The following is a 22601-nucleotide window of genomic DNA, read 5'->3' on the forward strand; positions in this document are numbered from 1 at the left end:
GGACCGTCATTACTGATGGTACCGGCCGGAAGGGGAACTATATTCACAGTAATACTACCGTTCATTATCTGATCTGTACAGCTTCCTTGTGAGGCCTGGATAGTGATAATGTCACCATCCTGAATATCAGAGTCTGCTAAACTAAAAGTTAGGTTTCCACCAGTACCGACCTCCACGCAATCAGCACAAGAGGCCGGATTATTAGATCCAGCCCTATCTATAAATATTGTATAGGTAACATCGGGTTCCGGGGCAGAGCTAGGATCGCTGCCAAGCAAGACAACATCCAATCCACTGCCAGCACAAATATTTCTAACTCCCGGATTATCTATATTATATATATTCGGAGTAGGATCACTTATATTAATATCCAATGAACCTCCGCAAACAGAATAATCATCTTCTATAGTAATTGTATATTGCCCACCAGGCAAGCCCGCTGTGGGAATACCATTATTATTTAAATCAGTAATTAAATTTGCGGTATATGATGTGGTCCCGGTTTGGTTCGCAATAGTCAATGGCAAACCTGTAAGCCCATTATCTGAAGTCCATGTATAGGATAAGGAACCTCCACCGCTCAAACCAAGCGATCCGCCGGTAATTGCTACTTCGATCTCGCCATTAGGTCCTGCAGGAGGATTTTGACAAGTTGTATTATCCTTTGTAGTTGCAGTAGACACTATACTCAAAGCACTCAATGCCGTGAGGTCAACACCATCAAGCCCCCCTAATTCGTTTATTGTATATGTACCGTCAGTTATAGAGAAGCCATAATTTCCTGCTTCCAGCCCGGACATATCAAGCTTAGTTGTAAATGTAAAAGAATCTCCAACTGAAACGGTCTCACCAACACTGCCGTCAGTGTCATGAGGAGGTGTATTCAGAAAGTTAAAAAAACTATTCGCTTGTCTGATCACCTGAATGGATGCTGCTCCACCTGTGGCTGATATTATTGTAAATGTTATCTCTCCATTATTAAGTCCATCACATGGATTTGAGAGAAACACTTCTACTTCAAGTTCATTTCCTGGTCCTGCCGTAAAGTTAGGCACGACTGTTTGAGCCAGGGTCTGGCTAATTGAAATTAGTGTCAGTAGTGCAACTAAAATATAATTTCTGATAACCCTCATTGCAGATAATCTTAAATGGTAAATTCTACTGTTCTCATACACCCACTATTATCAATAATGGACACAAAATACTTTCCACTCTTTAAACCACTCACATGATTGTTCGTAACATCATCAGATAGAGCTTTCTGGTTCTTATCGTAAAAGAGATATGAGATTGGCTTCTGGGCATTTTCAACCTCGATGATTACTTCACCTTTTGCTAGACCAGGGTCAATAGAACTTGTTTTTGCTCTTACAATAATTGAACTACAAGATTCTTGGTTAGATTGAACAAAGCCTAAAAAAATAAATGACGTAAGAAAAATGATTACAACAATTGATTTTTCTTTGAATCGCATATCAAAAAAGTTTTCAATATATATAGTTAAAAAAAGTAAAGTAACCGACTACAGACATATTGTACTATTCCGACATAGTATCAAAAAGTAAAGATGTAGCTTTAATTGGTTTTTTCAAATAGTAATGCTTATCAAAGGCTCAATTTAGTCATATGAGTAATATTTCGTAATAAAAAACCCAGTTTTTACACAATATTTACTCAGAAATAACGTTGGATTGAACTTAAATAATTAAAATTAGTATTTTCTATTGATGATCTCGCTAAGGATGATCGCTTTGCGTGCTCCTTCTTCGTCCTGAAGCATCTCCAAAACTTCGCTGGCTACCGTATTTTCTTCCTCTGCTTCGTATTGTTTAAAATGTTCCATTCTTTCCAATGGCTCATCCAGACTTACCAGTTCATCAAGTGTTTTTAGCTTCTTGGCTTCGTTTACAGACCTGCTGTAGGTTTCACGGATTTCATCGTCAGCATATTCTTCTTCGTATGAATAGCCTTCCTCCTCACGGCTATACTGGGGCTGAGGTTCCGGCTCCTTACGATGGGAAGTATCCTCTCCTGTAAACTCCCTGAGAAGTTCTTCAAAAGTGAGTGTTTTCTCTGTTTTTTTCCGTGGAGTATCCATGGGTTCTCCAGGATCTGAGGTGGTAGGTGAATTGCTCTCTTTCTTTGCTTTTAAAACCCGCGAAAGAATGGCAATAACAATAAATATGATATAAAGTATTAATTCGACATCCATGGTTTAACAAATTTATCATTTTTAATTTTAAATTTGTTGCCTTTGCTTTGATTAATAATGCCATCGCTGGCATCCGGGGCAATCAAATCTTTTAATTAGTTTTAGTGAATGCAACTTTCCAAGCTAGAGATCAAGGGTTTTAAGAGTTTTGGTGATAAGGTAACGATAAATTTTGACAAAGGCATCACCGGGATCGTTGGACCAAATGGATGTGGAAAATCTAATATTGTCGATTCCATCCGTTGGGTACTGGGGGAGCAGAGCAGCAGGACATTACGCTCGGAGAAGATGGAAAATGTTATCTTCAACGGTACCAAAAAGCGTAAACCCACTCAACTGGCTGAAGTTTCGCTCACCTTTAATAATACTAAAAACCTACTGCCTACTGAATACACCCAGGTAACCATTACGAGGCGCTATTATCGGTCAGGAGAAAGTGAATATTTGCTCAATGGGGTTACCTGCAGGTTAAAAGATATCACCAACCTGTTCCTGGATACAGGTATTGCCTCCAACAGCTACGCCATTATAGAATTAAAAATGGTGGATGACATTCTTAATGACAAGGACAATTCCAGAAGGGGGTTATTTGAAGAGGCTGCAGGAATATCAAAATTCAAAAAAAGAAAAAAAGAAACCCTCAAGAAGCTACAGGATACTGATGCCGACCTTGAGCGCGTGGAGGACCTCCTCTATGAAATAGAAAAAAACATGAAGTCCCTTGAGCGCCAGGCCAAGCAGACTGAGAAGTATTATAAATTAAAAGAGGAATATAAAAAGTCGAGCATACTGCTGGCAAAGCTTACGATCAGCAAGCATACAGAGAGCTACCAAAAGCTCAAAAAGCAGATCGAATCGGAAAATGATAAAAAAATAAGCCTCAATAAACAGGTAAGTGAAAAAGAGGCTAATCTGGAAAAATCAAAAGCGGACCTTATTCATAAGGAGAAGACCCTGGCCTCCAGACAAAAGACCCTCAACGAGCATGTAAACAAGATCAGGCAATACGAGAGCGAAAAAAAGATCAAAAATGAACGCCTGAGGTTCTTAAATGATAAATCCGAAAACCTGAGGGATCAGATTGAACAGGATAGAAAAAGTAATGAAAGGGCGAAGTTCAGTGTTGAAAGCCTTACTCATGAAAGAAGTTCTGCTCAGAAAATCTTTAGTGAAATAGAGCAAAAGGTAGCTTTCTTAAAGGAAGATTATGAAATTCAGAAAAGGAAAACCTCTCAGCTCCAAGAGGAAACTGACACTCTGCGAAAAATACAGAAAAACAAGCAGGAAGAGGTCTACCAGCTAAAGAAATCGGTTGAGATCAAAGAGCTACAGCTTTCCAGTCTGAAGCAGGAGCTTGAAAAAACGGCCACGGATACCAGCCAGCAAAGTGCCAGCTTAATTGAGTTTGACAAGAAAGTCAATACACTCTCCGAGCAACTGGCTGTAAAAAATAAGGAGCTGCAAAAATTGCAAGCTTCGGAAGAGGACATTCAAAACCGGATGGAATCTACCACCAAGACCATAGAAGTGATCAGGGAAGAGCTCACGCAAACCAACCGAAAGCTTGATGCGCGGCAAAACGAATACAACCTGACCAAATCCCTGGTGGAAAACCTTGAAGGTTTCCCGGAGGCTATCAAATTTTTGAAGAAAAAAGCCGGCTGGAAAAAGAATGCTCCTCTCCTATCAGATATTCTTACCTGTGATGATGAGTACAGGGTGACTATTGAGAATTACCTGGAGCCATACCTTAATTATTATGTGGTTGACCAGGAGGCGGAAGCTTATGAGGCAATCAATATTTTAAGTGACGCGGCCAAAGGCAAAGCCAATTTCTTTATTCTGGATTCTTTTGAAAAGTTCACTCCATCGGATACCAAACTGTACGACAATGCTTTCCCTGCAACTGAAATCATGGAATATGACAGTAAGTACAGGAAACTAATGGGGCACATTTTGGACAGGGTTTATATCCTGGAAGGTGACTATAAAAATATACCTCAGGATGATGACAACATTTTCATCACCAAAAGTGGTAAGGTTACGCGGCGAAGGTTCAGCATTTCCGGAGGGTCTGTAGGTCTTTTTGAAGGAAAGAAGATAGGACGGGCCAAAAACCTGGAGAAGCTTGACAAGGAAATAAAGCAGCTCTCTAAAAAACTAAGCGAAGTACAGCAAGGCCTAAGTGATAAACAGAAAGAACTGGAAAAACTAAAGGCCAGCACAAGAAAAAATGAAATTGAAGAGCTCAGAGAAGAGATCAAGCTGATCAATGAGGAGTACATTTCTATCAAAACCAAACAAGAGCAGTTCAGCCAAATGCTTTCTGATGCAGATATGCGTAAGGAAGACATTATCGCGAAGATTGAAGAGCTGACTGATGCGATAGAAGTGGACAAGCCTAAGGCTGAGAAAGAAGAAAAAGAGCAGCAGGAAAAAGAAATCAGGCTAAGCCATTTGATCTCCGATCTCAATGAGCAAAATGAGCTGCTGGCAGAAAAATCTTCAGCCTTCAATGAACAGAATATCTTTTACCATCAGCAGGAAAACCGGGTAAAAAGTATAGAGCAGGAGATCGAGTACAAGCAGGATGCTTTCGAAAGCAGTAAATCCAGAATAGAAAAGAACCAGGAAGAGCTGAAACAAAATGAGTCAGAGATCAAACTACTTGTAGAAAAAGCAGAAACCAGCGACGATGAGTTGATTGGCATGTACGATGAAAAAGAAAGCATTGAGCAGGCAGTAAACGAAGCCGAAAAGGAATACTATGCAGCCCGTGGCGATATCGACGAGATTGACAAATCAGCAAGGGAGATACAAAGGAACCGTGAGAGCATTGACACCCTGCTCATGGAGCTTCAGAACAAACTGAATGAAACAAAACTGGAGCTAAGCTCTGTCAAGGAACGGCTATCTGTTGAGTTCAACATCAAACTGGACGAGTTGATGGAAGAAGACGGGGAGACTGAGGTGGCAACCGAAGAAACACCTGATGAACCAACGCTGCAGGAAGATGTAGCTAAAATCAAGGACAAACTTGAGAAAATGGGGCCTATCAATCCGATGGCTATGGAGGCTTACCAGGAGATTAAAGAGAGAAACGACTTTATTACCTCGCAGCGTGAAGACCTCTTTAAAGCCAAGGATTCGCTACTGACCACCATTGAAGAAATAGATAATGTGGCGAAAACCACCTTCATTGAGGCCTATGAAAAGATCAAGGAGAACTTCATGAAGGTTTTCCGAAGCCTTTTCACTGAAGAGGATGATTGTGACCTAAGATTGAGCGATCCTGAAAACCCATTGGAATCAAGCATTGAGATCATTGCAAAGCCGAAAGGGAAACGACCACTTACTATCAACCAGCTTTCCGGAGGTGAGAAAACTTTAACAGCCACTTCCCTGCTATTTGCGATTTACCTTCTTAAACCGGCTCCATTCTGTATTTTTGATGAGGTGGATGCTCCTCTTGACGATGCCAACATAGATAAATTCAATCAAATCATTAAGAAATTCTCGAAGGAATCTCAGTTCATCATTGTAACGCACAACAAACGTACTATGTCGAGTACGGATGTGATCTATGGCATCACCATGATAGAGCAAGGTGTATCAAGAGTAGTACCTGTTGACCTTAGGGAACTGGCAGATCAGTAGTTTCCTGCACATAAGGGCATAATTTATCATCACTTTCCGCAGTACCGGTCTCAGGGTTCCCCCTTAGATTGATAAGCTAATGCCTATAAGTATATTAATATTACTGCAAAATATGCTAAAAATCTCTTCTGAACTGCCATTAGGAAAGAGATTCCCTGAAATTTAACATTCAGAATACCCCCTGATAGAAAGGGCGATTTTAGATGCCAAATTTGGTTTATCATTTTCAACCAAAACAATGTATCAAATGAAAACCATCCAAACCAACTTCGCCGTTTTTATGACGCTCATGCTGTTCGTTGCAGCCAGTTTAAGTGCAAATGCTACTACCACAAAAGAAAGGAATGCGAAAGAGGACCGCATCAAAGGACTTGTGATATTTTCAATGATCAAGTATATCCAATGGCCTGAGGCCAGTGAAGAGCTTGTTATCGGAGTACTATCTGATGACCAGAATATTATAAGGCTATTCAATGAAATAGCTTCCGAACGCTCAAATTCCAATAAAAAGATCGTTATAAAATCGTTTTCAACTATCAGGGAAGCTGCAAAGCATTCTGATATTCTCTTCGTGCCCAATGAAAACAGTGCAGAATTCGAATCGCATACCAATGATGTTCAGAAGGTATTGATCATTACAGAAAAAGAAGGGCTGTGTAAACTGGGAAGTGCTATCAACCTCATTACTATAGATGGTAAATTGCGATTTGAGATCAACAGGAAGGCTGTTGAAAAATCGGCATTAAAGATATCTTCAAAACTCACGGAAATGGGTATTGAAGTTTAGTTGTGGCTAACTAATTCAGGAGGAGCTTATTGGCTTCTCCTGATATTATCACAAATAATTGCAGTAGCCATAGCCACATTCAGCGACTCTGCCTTCCCATACCGGGGAATGGTTATTTTCCTGCCCACAAGTTGTAAGACTTCCTCTGAAATACCATTAGCTTCATTACCCATTACAAGTATCCCTCCCTGCCCAAGCTGGGTGCTATGCACATCTTCTCCTTCCATAACCGCACCATAAACCGGTAAGCTGGCGCTAATCAGAAACTCAGAGAGATCAGTATAAAACACGTTAACCCTGCAAAATGAGCCTTTCGATGATGCTATCACTTTTGGATTATAAAAATCAGCAGTTTCCTTCGAGGCTACTACGGCTTTGATCCCATACCAGTCGGCAATGCGCAAAATAGTCCCCAGATTTCCCGGATCATTGATGTTATCCAAGGCAATCGCCCATTCATCAGACGGTAATTTTATCTCCTGCTGAGGCTTCATATGCACTACAGCAATGGCCGCATCATTGGTTTTTAATGTCCCTAAAGTGGCTAATTGCTTTGCTGAAGTCAGCGTCACTTCCAAACCGGAAGGATAAGCCCGTGGATTGTTACTGATAAATTCCTCCGTAGCAATCAGTTGTCTAACCTCATAATCAGAATTTAACACTTCAAGCACACTTTTTGCCCCCTCTACCAAAAAGCATTGTTCTTGTTTCCTGTATTTCTTTAATTGCAGTGATTTAATGAACTTCGCATTACTTTTTGAGACCATAATTAGCTTTTGAGTTTGAGGATAGCCCTGTACTTCGCATTTTTTTTATTTATCGGTATAGTCACTTCAGGGTGTCTGGGCACCAAATATCTGAAAGATGATGAAAAATTGCTGTATAAACAGAAAATAAAAGGCTCTAAGAACATAGATAAAGAAGAACTGGACCAACTCTACGCACAGGAGCCCAACAGGCAGTTTCCAATTATACCCTTCTCTCCCTATGTATGGTTCTACTATTGGGGGCTCGACAATTATGATGTTGCCAAGTATGAAGCCAAACGTGAAGCTTCCAGAGCAAAATGGAATACAAAAATAGCGCAGGCCAGGGAAAAAGATAAAACAAAAAAAGTTGCACGCCTGGAAAAGAAAAAAAGGAAGAAAATAGCCAAGATCAATAAAACCATTCAGGAAGGCAATGTACTCATGCGGTGGGGAGAACCTATTGCAGTATTCGATTCTTCACTGGCAGAACAAACCATGGGACGTTTGAAACTTTACCTAAACGCCAAGGGCTATTTTCAGGCAAAGGTTGACACCACTGTTGACGTCTCGGATAAGCGGCTCTCCATTACCTACTTACTGGACCAGGGAGAGCCCTACCGCATTGATACACTCTTTACCCAGACCGGTGATAGTGCCATCAGCAAAATACTAAATCGAAATAAAGACAATAGTTTTCTGGTAGAGGGTGAAAATTATGAGCAGAACAACCTTACCAAGGAACGTGAAAGAATAGATTTACTGTTGAAAGACAACGGATATTTCGATTTCAGCCGTCAGTATGTGGAATTCAATGTAGATACTGCCCTTGTAGGTGATAAAAAAGTTGCTATTCAAACGGTAATCAATAAGCCATCAAAGCGTGGCTACCATAAAGTGTTTACCGTAAGTGCAGTCAACTTCACCACTGACGCTGATGTGGGCTTTATACCTGACTCTCTGAGAATTGAAAAGGTGTACCGGGGCATCACCTACCGCTACCACACCTACCAGTACAATGAAAAAATACTCAGCAGAAGAATCTTTATCAAAAAAGACAGCGTCTACAGTAAATCCAATACCTTTAGTACGCAGCGGCAATTGGCCAACCTCGACCATTTCCGCTTTATCAACATTCACTATGACTCCTCCGGAGGTAAGCTGATCGCCAATATATTTACCAGTCCCTTAAACCGCTACCAGTGGACAAATGAGGTCGGCATTAACGTAACCCAGGGCTTTCCGGGCCCTTTCTACAACCTTTCGTTCAAGAAACGGAATGTATTCAAAGGCCTTGAAATATTCGAGATCAACGGCCGGATAGGTATTGAAGGGGTAGCTCCGGCCACGGAGGTCAATGACGTTTACACCAGTGTGGAAGCCGGGGTCAATGCCTCACTTACCTTTCCTCAGTTCGTACTCCCGCTGAGTACCCGTGCAAAGGAAAAATTGGGTAGAGTAAACCCAAAAACGAGGCTACTGGCAGGATATACTTATACCGACAGACCGGAATATGTTCGAAAAAACACAAATTTCTCAAATACCTACTCATGGCAAAATGAGAACCGTGGGCTTTTCAGTTTCACCGCGACGGATGTGAGTATTATTAATTCAAACCTTGACTCTGCCTTTCTGGGCACTTTACTGGCCCTGGAAAGGAACGGAAACAGACTAATAAACACTTTTAAGCCTTCTTTTGTAAGTAGCATGAGCCTTAGTGCCACCTGGAACTTCAATAGCTACGGGCTCAACTTTACCAATTCTTCCTTTTTCAGAACTTATATAGAAAGTGGCGGCACCAGCCTGAACTTTGTAGGTACAGAAGCCCTGGAAAAAGAAAACCTCGAGTACTATAAATACATAAAACTCAACCTAGACTACAGAAAAATTCACCCGGCCAACAAGAATACGACTATCGCTTACCGGATTAATGCAGGGATTGCCAAGCCCTACAGCGACAACCGGATATTGCCCTATGAGAAGTACTTCTTTGCCGGGGGTAGTAATGGTATTAGGGCCTGGAGACCGAGGCGACTGGGGCCTGGCTCGTATACTCCTCTTGACTCTACAGGTGGAGAAACCCGTGTCAGCTATAATTTTGAGCAGCAGGGTGAAATATTACTGGAAGGTAGCCTGGAGCTACGCAAAAACCTGATCGGTTTCATAGACTACGCCGCTTTTGTTGATTTCGGTAATATCTGGACAATACGGGAAGACCCCTCAAGGGAAGGTGCTCAATTCGAATTTGATCGTTTTTACAAAGAAATAGCTGTAGGTGCAGGACTTGGGCTTCGTTTTGACTTTTCATTCCTGGTACTAAGGCTTGATGCAGGTCTTAAGATCTATGATCCCGCAAGGCCGGAAGAAAAGCGTTTTATCCTCTCCAAAGGCTTCTATGATCCTCCATTTACCCCAAGTGCCGCTGAGTCTGTTGTCTTTAATATTGGTATCGGATACCCGTTCTAGGCCTGATTAATGGCACAAAAAAGGTGCTCCCGTATGACAGAAGCACCTGATATAATAAGCATTTGATTTTTAATAATTGAGCAAGCTTTCCAAAACCTCCGCTACTTTATCTGCATTGGGCAACATCTGCTTCTCCAGATCAACATTCAGTGGAATAGCAGGTAAATTAGCTGCACCAAGTGTTTGTACCGGAGCATCCAGATATTCGAAACATATTTTTGATATCCTGCCTGCCAATGACTCCGCAAAGGAATTCACCAAAGGCTCTTCGGTAAGTACCATAACCCTGCTGTGTTGTTTGACACTATTCTGAACAGCTTCCCAATCCAGCGGATTCAGGGTTCTCAGGTCAAGGATCTCAATTCGACCTTCATATTTTTTAGCCGCAGCTTTGGCCCAATATACTCCCATACCATATGTAATAACAACGGCGGACTCTCCACTTTCCACCTTTTCCTCATCAGCCTCCAACACCTTATTGGCTTTACCTAAAGGAACAATATAATCCTTATCAGGCTCGAAGGTCTTGGCATCTCCGGTACCCGGCACTTTAGACCAGTAAAGCCCTTTGTGCTCCAGCATAACTACAGGATTAGGATCATGGAAAGCTGCTTTCATAAGTCCCTTCATATCAGCAGCATTGGAAGGATAAACCACCTTTATACCCCTGATATTCAATAAGGTAGACTCCACACTACCCGAATGGTAAGGACCTCCTCCTCCATATGCACCTATAGGTACTCTGATCAACGATTGGATAGGGAATTTACCTTTGGACAGGTAGCAGCTTTTTGACAGCTCTTCCACCAGTTGGTTGATGCCCGGCCAGATATAATCCGCAAACTGGATCTCAACGATGGCCTTGGCTCCTACTGCGGACATACCTGCAGTCGAACCCACAATATAAGCCTCCTGTATGGGTGTATTAAATATTCTCTCATCTCCGTACTTCTGAGCCAGGGTAGCGGCCTCCCGAAACACACCACCAAGGGTACCTCCCACATCCTGTCCGTAAAACAGCGCTTCCGGATGGTTCTTAAGTATATCATCAACAGCATGCAGGGCAGCATCAACCATCACGACCTTTTCGGCTCCCTCAGGGCGTCTGGCACCCTTTTCTTCAATAATCGGGGTTTGCGCAAATTCATGACTGTCAAAATCGTTGATGTCAGGATCGGGAGAATTCAGCGCATATTCGTAATCCTTGGCTACTGTATCCAGGGCAGCATCAGCCAATTCTTTTAAATGTTTTTTGGTTTCCCCTGTTTCAAGCAGGTATTTTTCCAGTATCGGTAGCGGATCAGTCTGAGCATGAAGCTTAAGGTCTTCATCGCCCCGGTACCACTCCTTTCTTACCCCTGAGGTATGGTGCCCCAGCAGCGGACATTTGGCGTGTACCAGGATAGGCCCTTTGCGATCACGCACATACTGATAAGCCTTCTTCATACCGAGGTAGGAATCCACAAAGTCGGATCCGTCTACTCTCATGCGCTCCATGCCTTTAAATCCTGCTGCAAACTCATAGGCATCCATGGTGCGCATCTCCTTGCCGGTAGCGGAAATGCCCCAGTCGTTATCCTGCACAAGGTATACTATCGGCAATTTTTTCAATACAGCCATTTGGAAAGCTTCTGACACCTCCCCTTCAGTAACCGAACCATCGCCCAACGAACAGAGTACAATCGGTCTGTCCTTACCTTCCAGAAGTCCCTGGCTCTCCAGGTACTTCAATCCATGGGCCATTCCGGTTGCCGGTATCGCCTGCATACCGGTGGCAGAACTTTGGTGTGGTATGGTAGGAAAACCATCCCTTTTTAAAGATGGGTGTCCGTAATAGGTGCGCCCACCGGAAAAGGGATCGTCAGCCTTGGCCATTAACTGCAACATCAGTTCGTAGGGCTGCATGCCGATACCCAATAGTACAGACTCATCCCTGTAGTAAAGGGAGGCGAAGTCATAACTTTCGAGTTGCATTCCTGCTGCCAACTGGATGGCTTCATGTCCCCGTGACGTGCTATGAACATATTTGCTGCATATCTCCTTGTTTTCATCGTAGGTCTCAGCCATTCTTTTAGAGGTACACATCAATTGGTAAGCCTTGAGTAGTATCTCCTTATTTATTTTCGGTCGTTTAACTTTTTTTGCGGGGTTAGCTTCTCTTGTTGAGGGCATATATTTAGCTTTTTTCTTCTGTTAAGGTTTTCGAATGGTCAATCTCCAAACAAACGATCGTTTGTATTACAATCGTTTGCGAATTTACAGAATTTATAAAAAAAGACCCGGTGATTTTGGGTATTTACTCCACCTAAATCCATTGCAGCAAGAGAGACAGGGCAAAAGCGGATCAGGCGTAATTTATGGGGAAACACTGACCTTTCACCTCTGTGTGGACAAGATAGTTGTTAACTAGCAATCGGCAAAAGCAGTTAGCAAACGTGTATAAAATGACAGTAGGCGCAGTTAACTGATTTTCAGTGGCAAGCTTCTCATGGCATGTTTTAATTTTCCGGTCCCATTACATGCTTTTAAGCTTGATCCCAAAAGGCCAAGGTTAAATAAAATAGATTCAATATTTTTGCCGGATGCTGACAAAAGAAGATATCACTGACTGGTTTAAAAAGCTCCAGGATAATATTTGCAAAGACCTTGAAACCGCTGATGGCGCCGGAAAGTTCAGGGAAGACCCCTGGGAACGAGAAGGTGGCGGTGGCGGCAGGTCCCGTACTATCGCTGACGGAGAAGTTATTGAAAAAGGCGGGGTGGGTTTTTCTGCAGTGCATGGGGAGACTCCTGAAAACATACTTAAAGCACTTCAACTGGATAAAGCCGGATTCTATGCTACCGGAGTATCGATCGTATTGCACCCCAAAAACCCAAGGGTCCCGATCATCCACATGAACGTGCGCTACTTCGAAATGACCAATGGCACCTGGTGGTTTGGCGGTGGCATTGACCTTACCCCTCATTATGTAGATAAAGCCGATGCCATACACTTTCATCAAAACCTCAAGTCAGTATGCGACAATCATGACCCTGCTTACTACAGCAAATTCAAAAAATGGGCGGACGACTACTTCTATATCAAACACCGCAATGAAACCAGGGGCATCGGTGGTATATTTTTTGACAGACTTGGTGCTGAGCAGCCCAAATCAAAAGAAGAGTTATTCGAATTTGTAAAAGAGGTAGGCAATAGTTTTGCCCCTATTTACACCTATTTCATGGACAAAAATAAAAACATGAGCTACGGTGACCGGGAAAAGCAATGGCAAATGCTGCGCCGTGGCAGGTATGTGGAATTTAACCTGGTTTGGGACAAAGGCACCAAATTTGGCCTGGATACCGGCGGCCGCACCGAATCAATTCTTATGAGTTTACCACCTCAGGCCAACTGGATATACGATTATAAACCGGAAAAAAATTCTGAAGAAGCCGAAACGCTGGAACTTTTAAAGAAAGACATTGATTGGGTGTAACTGATGAGGCCTCACATGGCCAGGTCATTCATGTAAATTAAATATGCTCGAAACGCTTATAGAACTTGACAAGGAGCTCTTTCTTTTCCTGAACGGGCTCCACACCGAAGCTCTGGACCAGGTGATGTACTGGATCTCAGATAAACTGATATGGATTCCCTTCTATGCCTGGATATTGTATCTGATCGTCAAAGAATATAAATGGAAAGCAGTAATCTGGCTGGCTGGTATTGGGCTGGCCATAGCCGCCTCTGACCAGATACTTTCTGGCGTGATGAAGCCTTTCTTTGAGCGCTATCGTCCATCAAGAGACCCTGAGATGGAAGGCCTGGTGCATATTGTCAATGGATATACAGGAGGCCGGTATGGTTTTGCATCTTCGCATGCAGGCAATGTATTTGCCCTCACTACTTTTCTCTACCTGCTTTTCAGGGAAAAGTATCGCTGGATAGGCTGGCTCTTTATTTGGGCTGCTGTTGTCTCCTATTCGCGGATTTACCTTGGGGTTCATTACCCCGGCGACATACTCACCGGAGCGATTATAGGTACTTTAATGGGGTATTTGTTTTTCCGGTTCAGTAATGTCGTCAAAAATAAATATTATCCTGAAACAGCTTAGCCCTTAGCTAAAAGCCGCTGCACGTATTTGCCAATAATATCAAACTCAAGGTTGACAACACTTCCAACTTTAACCTCTTTCATATTGGTGTGCTCATACGTGTACGGAATGATAGCAACACTAAAAGCATTCTCCCGGGAATTGAAGCAGGTAAGGCTGATACCATTAATGGTGATAGAACCTTTTTCCACGGTTACATTGCCTAACGAGGGGTTATATTCAAAACCAAATACCCAGCTTCCCTCCTCTTCTTTAACACTTTTACAGGTGGCAACCTGATCCACATGGCCTTGCACAATGTGTCCGTCAAACCTGCCGTTATTAAGCATACAACGCTCCAGGTTGACCTTAGCTCCTGGCTTTAGGTCTCCAATGTTCGTCTTTTTCAATGTTTCATCAATAGCAGTTACCCAATGTTTGTTGCCCTCCACTTTCGTTACCGTAAGGCAAACGCCATTATGGGAAACACTCTGATCTATTTTTAACTGATCAGAAATGGTACTTTCAACTTCAAAATGTTTGTTGCTTCCTTCGGTTTGGATCGTTTTTATTACACCCAGAGCTTCAATTATTCCTGTAAACATGTGCTTTTTTATTCTTTCCGCTAAGATAACCAACCTCATTGAGAAAAAAACTGATCGGATGCAAGCTTTAATTCCATATTTGGTTTATAAAATAAACTACTTTATATTTACAAAAAGTTTATAGTTATGAAACAAGAAAAAGAACATTTAACAAGCGAGGAAAGCCTTGAGATCATTACACGGATGATCAAAACAGCACAAGGCAATGTAAAAGCGGGAGCATTTTATTTCCTGCTCTGGGGCTGGATATCAGTGATAGCCAGTCTGGCACATTTTTACCTGGATATGTACACTGACTACCCCGCACCCTATATGGTATGGCTCATTGGTATTCCGGGCTGGATTGTAACCATGTTATACAGCTACAAAAAAGCCAGTGCTGCAAGGGTCAAAACCTATAGCGACAATTTAATTATGTGGACATGGATTGGTTTTGGCTTTAGCATTTTAGTAGTCATATTTGCGGGGCAACATATTAATTTCCAGATCACACCTTTGATCATGCTTTTTGCCGGACTTTGTACATTTATCACGGGTTTAATTATCAGGTTCAAGCCTTTAATCATCGGTGGAAGCTCATTTTGGATATTTACACCCATTGCATTTTACCTTCCAATGGTATATTCACCGCTGATTATGGCTGTGGCGATAGTATTTGGATACCTTATACCGGCTTATATTCTCAAAAAGCATAACCTTTAATCGCTATGGCTGATTTTAAAGATTTAGACCCTCTACTCCATTCCCAGCTCCGGCTGGCGGTTATGTCCTTATTGGTCAGTGTTAAATCTGCCGAATTTGTCTATATCAAGGAAAAAACCAATGCCACTGCAGGTAATTTGAGCGTGCAGATAGATAAACTCTCTACCGCAGGATACATTGAGGTCGAAAAGAGTTTTAAAGGCAAAAAGCCATTAACCACCTGTAAGATTACCAAAAAAGGACTTCAGGCTTTTGAAGAATATGTAAACGCCCTTCAACAATACATCAGGAAATAATTTTTTTCAACATGTGGTTTATAAAATAAACTAGTTTAAACAAATAACATCATGAAAACTACAATCAACGCAATTTCACTGGCCATTATCCTGCTCATTATGCAGGGAAAGGCTATTTGTCAGGCTCAACAATCCGACACCACAAGTATAAATGCCATGCAGAAACTTGAGGCATTGCAGGGGAAGTGGTCAGGCTCCGGATGGCACCAAATGGGGAGAGACGACAAGCATCAGATTAATCAAACGGAGCACGTATACACCAAACTTGGCGGCCTGCTGCTGGTGATCGACGGCCTCGGAAAGGATCCCAAAACTGGTGAGGAAGTATTTGCTGCCTACGGCGTTATACATTACGCTCCTGAAAAGGGGATGTACCAGTTCAACGCCTACACCAAAGAAGGGCGCCATACGCTGGCTTCTGCCAAACTAGAGGACAATACGCTAACCTGGTGGTTTGATACGCCACAGGGCGCTACCATTAAATATATCGTCAAATTCACATCCGACACCTGGGTTGAAGACGGCTTTTATTCGCCGGATGGCAATCAATGGTATCCTTTCTTTCACATGGACCTAAAAAAACTATAGTAACTAATTTTTGATGCCAGTCGTTTATGATAACTTTGAAGCGTGAAATTTTGCCACGACTGGCATCAAATTTTAATTGAATGACATTAAAAGAAAAGTACCCGATTACCTTGTACAATACCTTATCAGGTAAAAGAGAAGTGTTTGAGCCCATTCACCCCGACCACGTCGGCATGTACGTATGTGGCCCTACAGTTTACAGTGATGTTCACCTTGGTAATGTCAGGACTTTCATGTGTTTTGATGTCATATACAGATATCTCATGTACGTTGGTTATAAAGTGAGGTATGTGCGTAATATCACGGACGTAGGTCACCTTGAAAATGATGCTGACGAGGGCGAAGATAAGATTGCCAAGAAAGCACGTTTACAACAGCTTGAGCCTATGGAAATTGTACAGCAATACACCAATGGCTTCCATCATGTACTTGACCAGTTCAACTTTCTACCGGTAAGTATTGAGCCAAGCGCCACAGGCCATATTATGGAGCAAATAGAAATGGTCCAGACGCTGATTGACAATGGTTATGCCTATGAAGTCAATGGCTCGGTTTATTTTGATGTTTCCAAGTATGATAAAGCCAACAACTATGGTAAATTATCCGGTCGTAAGATAGAAGAGCTGATGGAAAGTGGCCGCACCCTGGACAGTCAGGATGAAAAGCGGAATAAAATTGACTTTGCAGTTTGGAAAAAAGCCTCGCCTACCCACATTATGCGGTGGAATTCACCCTGGGGAGAAGGTTTTCCGGGATGGCACCTTGAATGTACTGTAATGAGCACCAAGTACCTGGGAGAATCATTTGACATACATGGCGGAGGGATGGATCTTATTTTCCCTCACCACGAATGTGAAATAGCCCAGTCCGTAGGTTCAACAGGCAAAGACCCTGTCAAGTACTGGATGCACTCCAACATGCTGACCGTTAATGGCCAGAAAATGAGCAAATCGCTTGGTAATTCATTCCTTCCCCACCAACTTTTTTCAGGAGACCATGAGCTCCTGGATAAGGGTTACAGCCCTATGGTGGTTCGTTTCTTTATGCTGCAGTCGCACTACTCAAGCACACTGGACTTCTCCAATGAGGCGCTGCAAGCCGCAGAAAAGGGTTACAAAAGATTGATGGAAGGCTATAAGATATCTGCCAACCTTACTCACAGCAAGGCTCAACCGGACGATGAGCTTGAGAATAAAGTTAAGGAACTGATCGCGGATCTGTTTAGAAACATGAGTGATGACTTCAACACTGCAAAAACATTAGCGGTACTCTTCGAGATCACCACCATGATGAACAACTTTAAAGCCGGCAATCTTACTACAGGCCAGCTATCGAAGGAGACATTTGATGAATTGATTACTCAATACCAGGGCTTTATTACTGATGTACTGGGAGTAAAAGAGGAAAAGGAAAGTAGTAATGACCTGCTCAACGGTGTGATTGATGTACTGATCAACCTGCGTCAGAATGCCAAGGAAGCTAAAAATTACCAGCTATCGGATAAGATAAGGGACGATTTAAAGAATCTTGGTGTTATCTTGAAGGATAGCAAAGAAGGTACTGAGTACTCTTTGATGTAGCAGGATCTTACATACTACATTTGAAGCTGATAAAATTAATATTTATTCTTCCCATCCGGTTCTATCAACTGGCCATTAGTCCGTTGTTGGGCTCCAACTGCCGGCATACACCTACATGCTCCAGTTATATGATAGGAGCAATTGAAGAATGGGGACCACTAAAAGGCACGTGGCTCGGGTTAAAGCGAATATCCCGATGCCACCCGTGGGGTACCAGTGGCTACGACCCCGTACCGAAGAAAGAAAAATAACATCTGTCTAAAACTGAGAGAGTGCCTCCTATTTTATAAAGATATTATAACTCCCTCTAAGCTTCCTTTACCATAGCCATTACATCCAGGAAAGCAACACTTCCATGCATTGGGCTCAAATTATGACTAAACTTATGCTGCCATAAACTTCCATTTTAATAGATTTGTAAGATTGGTAAAACCTAATCGACTACTATGCTGAAAATAGACATGCACACCCATATCATTCCTGAACACATGCCCAATTGGACAGAAAAGTTTGGTTATGGGGACTTCATATACTTGCAGCATCACAAAAAAGGCTTTGCCAAAATGATCAAAGGCAATCAGTTTTTCAGGGAAATTGAAGAAAACTGCTGGAACCCTGACCTAAGGATCAAAGAGTATGAACAATTCAATACGCAGGTACAGGTGGTTTGCACTATTCCTGTAATGTTCTCATACTGGGCCAAGTCTCAGGATTGCCTGGATCTATCAAAGTTTCTGAATGATCATATAGCCGAACTGGTCAACAATCACCCAAAAAATTATATTGGCTTGGCTACTATCCCTATGCAGGATACTGATCTGGCCATAGCAGAGCTGGAAAGATGTAAAAAACTGGGTTTCCCCGGGATACAGATTGGTAGTAACATCAACGACGAAAATTTGAGTGAAGAACGCTTCTTCCCTATTTTTGAAGCTTGTGAAAAACTAGGCATGGCCATCATGGTGCACCCATGGAACATGATGGGTATGAAAAGCATGACCAAGTACTGGCTTCCATGGCTGGTAGGTATGCCGGCGGAAACATCACGGGCTATCTGTTCTATGATTTTTTCCGGTGTATTTGAAAAACTGCCTGACCTGCGCGTGAATTTCGTTCATGCCAGCGGCTCATTTCTGGCTACAATTGGCAGGGTTGAGCATGGATTTAATTGCCGGCCTGACCTGGTAGCTATCGATAATCCTGTTAACCCAAGGGAGTACCTGGGCAAATTCTGGGTGGATTGCATAACGCACGACCCTAAGATGCTGCAATATGTGCTGGACCTGCAGGGCTCGAAAAAGGTAACTTTGGGATCAGACTATCCGTTCCCATTAGGTGATCTTGAAATTGGCAGGTTTATTGAGGAAATGGATTTAGCGAAAGAGACCGTTGAAGATATATTTTGTAACTCCACGCTCGAATGGCTCAAGTTAGATAAGAGGGATTACATAGATGCATAAGATTATTTTATTGTCAATTGCCTGCCTCCTTTCATTCTCAGGCATGGCGCAGGTGACCGAAGAGGAAAAGGTACAGCAGCTCCTTCGCGATCAGGAGCAGGCCAGGTATGCGGAACTCATGAGGCTCATGGACCAGGGGGTTGAACTCATGGAGGAAGAGCAATACGAGGAAGCCAACCTGAAATTTAAGGAAGTGCTTAAATCGGCCAAAGTTGTACCTACTGACCTTTGCTTCTACTTCGGAAAGAATTCATTTTATATGGGCAAATACCGCCAGAGTATCGACTGGCTCAACAAATACATCGAATTAAAAGGTACCAAGGGCCAGTATTACGAAGAATGCGTTGAATATCTGGACAAATCCAACGAAGCTTTTCTCACGGTAAGAGAGGAAGAAAGAAAAGAAGCTCAAAATATACTTACAAAAAGCTACGATATAGACTGCGGCCCTTCCGGCAAGGTAATATGCCCTGTCTGCAAAGGTAAAGGGGTGATCATTTCAAGGGGCGCTTTTGGCGACACTTACAAAGCCTGCCCTTACAGCGATGACCACGGATACCTCACCTGCGAAGAGTACAACCAGCTTCTCCGGGGAGAACTGGAGCCCAAAAACTAAGCCTCCGGGAAAAATCAAGTCATTCATACATTGACATTTGTCTATTGATAATTGTTATATTTGCGGGTTGAAACCAAATCATTCCTGCAAAATGATATTGCATAATAGAGTAGACAGAAGAATTCTTAAAGAGAAATTAAAAGAAAGTAGCGAAAAAAGAGTTACGCTATCCTTTTACCGGTACATTCAACTGCCCGATCCCACAGAATACCGTAATCAACTATTCCTGGATTTAAGTAACCTGGACGTTTTCGGAAGAATATATGTGGCACATGAGGGTGTCAATGCCCAAATCAGTGTACCGGAGGAAAAATTCGAAGATTTTAAAGCTTATATTGCCAACTCACCTGAGTTAAAAGGTATAAGATTAAATATTGCTGTAGATGATGACGGAAAATCCTTTTTCCAGCTCAAGATACAGGTAAGAAATAAAATAGTAGCTGACGGCCTTAATGATGATACCTTCGATGTTACTGATCGCGGCGTACACCTGTCAGCAGAAGAGTTTAATAAACTGGCCACAGACCCGAATACGGTAATTGTGGATATGAGAAACCACTACGAAAGCGAGGTCGGCCATTTTGAAAATGCTATTTGCCCTGATGTCGATACTTTCAGGGAATCCCTTCCCATAGTAGAGAAAATGCTTGAAGACAAGAAAGATAAAAACATTGTAATGTACTGTACCGGTGGTATCCGTTGTGAGAAAGCCAGTGCGTATTATAAACATAAAGGCTTCAAAAACGTTTTCCAGCTAGATGGCGGTATTATCGAGTATGCCAGGGAAGTAAAGAACAAAGGACTTGAGAACAAATTCAAGGGCAAAAATTTCGTGTTTGACGAAAGGCTCGGAGAAAGGATCTCAGACGAGATCATAAGCACCTGTCATCAATGCGGGCAACCTTGCGACGACCATACCAATTGCAAAAATGATGGTTGCCATCTGTTGTTCATACAGTGCAAAGAGTGCGCTGAAAAGCACCAGGGATGTTGCTCCGCAGAATGCAAAGACATTATCAACCTGCCGGAAGACGATCAAAAAGCAATTAGAAAAGGATTAAACAAGGGCAGGCAGGTATTTAAAAAAGGCCGCTCTGAAAAACTTCTCTTTAAAAGTAATGCAAAAAGCTAGAATAGGCATCATTAACGTATCTGACCGTGCAAGTCAGGGTATCTATGAAGACACTCCCGGGAAAGCTATTGTGGCTACCCTCAAAGAGTTTGTTACCTCTGATTGGGAATCGGAATATATAGTTTTACCTGACGAACAGGACCAGTTGGAAAAGGCAATGATAGAAATGGCGGATGAAAAAAACTGCTGTCTCATCATTACCTGCGGAGGAACGGGCCCGGCAAAAAGAGATGTGACCCCTGAGGCCACGGAAGCGGTTTGTGATAAGATGATGCCGGGTTTTGGAGAGTTAATGCGACAGGAAAGTTTGAAGTATGTGCCCACAGCAATTCTATCAAGGCAGACTGCAGGTATTAGAAATCAAACTTTAATTGTTAACTTACCGGGGAAACCAAAAGCTATACGAGAATGTTTAGACGCTGTATTCCCGGCAATACCCTATTGTATAGACCTGCTGGAGGGCCCATATATCGAATGTAATGAAGAATTTGTAAAGGTATTCAGGCCCAAACAACACTAAAATGGCACGAATAAAGTACTATTACGACACAGAAACCTGTAAGTATGAGCGCGTTAAGGTTAAGACGCAGGATGTAATACTAAACTTTCTGGGTTTGGCTTCGCTAATCGTAGCGGTAGCTGCAGGGCTTCTTATGTTATATAACAGCTACTTTGAGTCCCCAAAAGAAGTGATGCTAAGAAATGAGGTTGCTGAAATGGAATATTACTACGAGCACCTCAATGAAGAAGTAGTCAAGCTGAATGAAATACTGGCTGCGCTGGAGAAGCGTGATGATGATGTTTATCGCGTAGTACTCGGGGCAGAGCCCATTGACCCTTCTATCCGCGATGCCGGTATTGGTGGTGTGGACCGTTACAGTGAGATACGCAACAAGAACATTGATCATAAAGAGCTGATCCTGTCGCTGACTGAGGATGTAGACAAGCTCAGGAGAAAAATGTACATCCAGTCAAAAAGCTATGACGATATAGTAGAGCTGGCGGATAACAAAGCTAAAATGTTTGCGGCTATACCGGCCATTCAGCCCATCTCCAACAAAGAGTTGATCCGTTTGGCGTCAGGCTTTGGTTACCGCATACACCCCGTTTACAAAGTGAAGAAACTGCACACAGGCATAGACTTCTCTGCCCCCATTGGTACGCCTATTTATGCAACAGCCGATGGCACAGTCACTAAGGTGAAGGTAAGATTCAGCGGATATGGCAAGCTTGTAGAAATTGATCATGGTTTTGGCTTCAAGACCAGGTATGCGCACATGCATGAGTTTGAAGTCAGAGAGGGACAGAAAGTAAAGCGTGGTCAAATCATTGGCTATGTGGGCAACACGGGACTTTCAACGGCACCTCACCTGCACTATGAAGTTATTAAAGGAAGCAAAAAGATCAATCCTGTACACTACTTCTTCAATGACCTTAACCCTGACGACTACGAAAAAGTAATTGAGCTGGCATCTATTGAGAACCAGTCATTGGGTATGTAATTTTCTGTTTTTACAAAAAACTCTTGGATACAAAAAAACTATTACCTTAATTCGCAACAACAGAAAGAACAAATGACATTATTCGCTAACGCATATCATCATCACCATCATCATTTCAACACCGATCTGATGCATGGGAGATATATGTTTTAGCTAGAGATATAAAATTATATTAAGT

At 42.5% G+C, this 22601-nt stretch carries 21 protein-coding genes; 15 read left to right on the forward strand and 6 right to left on the reverse strand.

Annotated features, from left to right (window positions below):
* The 3 genes from E1163_RS15495 to E1163_RS15505 all read right to left on the reverse strand — a co-directional run.
* On the reverse strand, positions 1 to 1133 hold a 1133-nt coding region (locus tag E1163_RS15495), incomplete at its 3' end, for a hypothetical protein (RefSeq protein ID WP_155173362.1).
* 11 nt (positions 1134 to 1144) lie between these two features.
* Entirely contained in the window at positions 1145 to 1474 is a 330-nt protein-coding gene (locus E1163_RS15500; RefSeq protein ID WP_155173363.1) for a hypothetical protein, read from the reverse strand.
* A gap of 237 nt (positions 1475 to 1711) precedes the next feature.
* A complete protein-coding gene (locus tag E1163_RS15505) occupies positions 1712 to 2212 on the reverse strand; it encodes a hypothetical protein (protein WP_155173364.1) in 501 nt (166 codons plus the stop codon).
* A gap of 108 nt (positions 2213 to 2320) precedes the next feature.
* Here E1163_RS15505 and smc point away from each other — a divergent pair, with 108 nt between their 5' ends.
* Both smc and E1163_RS15515 read left to right on the forward strand, forming a co-directional pair.
* Positions 2321 to 5869 carry a chromosome segregation protein SMC gene (gene smc / locus E1163_RS15510; protein ID WP_155173365.1) on the forward strand — a complete coding sequence of 1183 codons (3549 nt, stop codon included), beginning with the start codon at positions 2321 to 2323 and terminating at the stop codon, positions 5867 to 5869.
* A 247-nt stretch (positions 5870 to 6116) separates the two neighbouring features.
* A complete protein-coding gene (locus E1163_RS15515; protein WP_185156102.1) occupies positions 6117 to 6656 on the forward strand; it encodes a YfiR family protein in 540 nt (179 codons plus the stop codon).
* A gap of 26 nt (positions 6657 to 6682) precedes the next feature.
* Here E1163_RS15515 and E1163_RS15520 read toward each other — a convergent pair whose 3' ends face one another.
* Positions 6683 to 7423: a TrmH family RNA methyltransferase gene (locus tag E1163_RS15520; protein WP_155173367.1), complete on the reverse strand. Its 741-nt coding sequence runs from the start codon at positions 7421 to 7423 to the stop codon at positions 6683 to 6685.
* A 9-nt stretch (positions 7424 to 7432) separates the two neighbouring features.
* Here E1163_RS15520 and tamL point away from each other — a divergent pair, with 9 nt between their 5' ends.
* Positions 7433 to 9868 (forward strand): translocation and assembly module lipoprotein TamL, encoded by a 2436-nt coding sequence (tamL, locus tag E1163_RS15525; RefSeq protein WP_155173368.1) that lies wholly within the window; start codon positions 7433 to 7435, stop codon positions 9866 to 9868.
* Between the two features lie 69 nt (positions 9869 to 9937).
* Here the strand turns inward: tamL and E1163_RS15530 are convergent, their stop codons facing one another.
* Positions 9938 to 12040 carry an alpha-ketoacid dehydrogenase subunit alpha/beta gene (locus E1163_RS15530; protein WP_155173369.1) on the reverse strand — a complete coding sequence of 701 codons (2103 nt, stop codon included), beginning with the start codon at positions 12038 to 12040 and terminating at the stop codon, positions 9938 to 9940.
* A 410-nt stretch (positions 12041 to 12450) separates the two neighbouring features.
* On the opposite strand from E1163_RS15530, the gene hemF reads away from it, so the two are divergent.
* Together hemF and E1163_RS15540 are read left to right on the forward strand one after the other, a co-directional pair.
* The gene (hemF, locus tag E1163_RS15535; RefSeq protein ID WP_155173370.1) at positions 12451 to 13344 is read left to right on the forward strand and encodes an oxygen-dependent coproporphyrinogen oxidase; all 894 of its coding nucleotides are present in this window, start codon (positions 12451 to 12453) and stop codon (positions 13342 to 13344) included.
* 43 nt (positions 13345 to 13387) lie between these two features.
* Positions 13388 to 13963, forward strand: coding sequence for a phosphatase PAP2 family protein (locus tag E1163_RS15540; protein WP_155173371.1), 576 nt, complete (start codon positions 13388 to 13390; stop codon positions 13961 to 13963).
* Here E1163_RS15540 and E1163_RS15545 read toward each other — a convergent pair.
* Positions 13960 to 14547, reverse strand: coding sequence for a riboflavin synthase (locus E1163_RS15545; protein ID WP_155173372.1), 588 nt, complete (start codon positions 14545 to 14547; stop codon positions 13960 to 13962). The genes E1163_RS15540 and E1163_RS15545 overlap by 4 nt on opposite strands.
* Positions 14548 to 14673: 126 nt before the next feature.
* Here E1163_RS15545 and E1163_RS15550 point away from each other — a divergent pair, with 126 nt between their 5' ends.
* The 10 genes from E1163_RS15550 (at position 14674) to E1163_RS15595 (ending at position 22423) form a co-directional block, all read left to right on the forward strand.
* A complete protein-coding gene (locus tag E1163_RS15550; RefSeq protein WP_155173373.1) occupies positions 14674 to 15249 on the forward strand; it encodes a hypothetical protein in 576 nt (191 codons plus the stop codon).
* Positions 15250 to 15254: 5 nt separating this feature from the next.
* On the forward strand, positions 15255 to 15545 hold the full coding sequence (locus E1163_RS15555) for a winged helix-turn-helix domain-containing protein (RefSeq protein ID WP_155173374.1): 291 nt from the start codon (positions 15255 to 15257) through the stop codon (positions 15543 to 15545).
* Positions 15546 to 15596: 51 nt separating this feature from the next.
* The gene (locus E1163_RS15560) at positions 15597 to 16133 is read left to right on the forward strand and encodes a hypothetical protein (protein WP_155173375.1); all 537 of its coding nucleotides are present in this window, start codon (positions 15597 to 15599) and stop codon (positions 16131 to 16133) included.
* An 80-nt stretch (positions 16134 to 16213) separates the two neighbouring features.
* Positions 16214 to 17713 carry a cysteine--tRNA ligase gene (cysS, locus tag E1163_RS15565; protein WP_155173376.1) on the forward strand — a complete coding sequence of 500 codons (1500 nt, stop codon included), beginning with the start codon at positions 16214 to 16216 and terminating at the stop codon, positions 17711 to 17713.
* Positions 17714 to 17724: 11 nt separating this feature from the next.
* Complete coding sequence (yidD, locus tag E1163_RS15570; RefSeq protein WP_425482716.1) at positions 17725 to 17964, forward strand: membrane protein insertion efficiency factor YidD; 240 nt, start codon at positions 17725 to 17727, stop codon at positions 17962 to 17964.
* A gap of 195 nt (positions 17965 to 18159) precedes the next feature.
* The gene (locus E1163_RS15575) at positions 18160 to 19173 is read left to right on the forward strand and encodes an amidohydrolase family protein (protein ID WP_246223721.1); all 1014 of its coding nucleotides are present in this window, start codon (positions 18160 to 18162) and stop codon (positions 19171 to 19173) included.
* Positions 19166 to 19789, forward strand: a complete 624-nt coding sequence (locus tag E1163_RS15580; protein WP_155173377.1) for a hypothetical protein — start codon at positions 19166 to 19168, stop codon at positions 19787 to 19789. Before E1163_RS15575 ends, E1163_RS15580 begins: the two co-directional genes overlap by 8 nt.
* A 91-nt stretch (positions 19790 to 19880) precedes the next feature.
* Positions 19881 to 20921 (forward strand): oxygen-dependent tRNA uridine(34) hydroxylase TrhO, encoded by a 1041-nt coding sequence (gene trhO / locus E1163_RS15585; protein ID WP_155173378.1) that lies wholly within the window; start codon positions 19881 to 19883, stop codon positions 20919 to 20921.
* Positions 20908 to 21441, forward strand: coding sequence for a molybdopterin adenylyltransferase (gene mog, locus E1163_RS15590; RefSeq protein ID WP_155173379.1), 534 nt, complete (start codon positions 20908 to 20910; stop codon positions 21439 to 21441). The genes trhO and mog overlap by 14 nt, the downstream gene beginning before the upstream one ends.
* A 1-nt stretch (position 21442) precedes the next feature.
* A complete protein-coding gene (locus tag E1163_RS15595) occupies positions 21443 to 22423 on the forward strand; it encodes a M23 family metallopeptidase (protein ID WP_155173380.1) in 981 nt (326 codons plus the stop codon).
* Positions 22424 to 22601: the final 178 nt, after the last annotated feature.

Source organism: Fulvivirga kasyanovii (genome assembly GCF_009711405.1).
GTDB classification, from domain to species: domain Bacteria; phylum Bacteroidota; class Bacteroidia; order Cytophagales; family Cyclobacteriaceae; genus Fulvivirga; species Fulvivirga kasyanovii.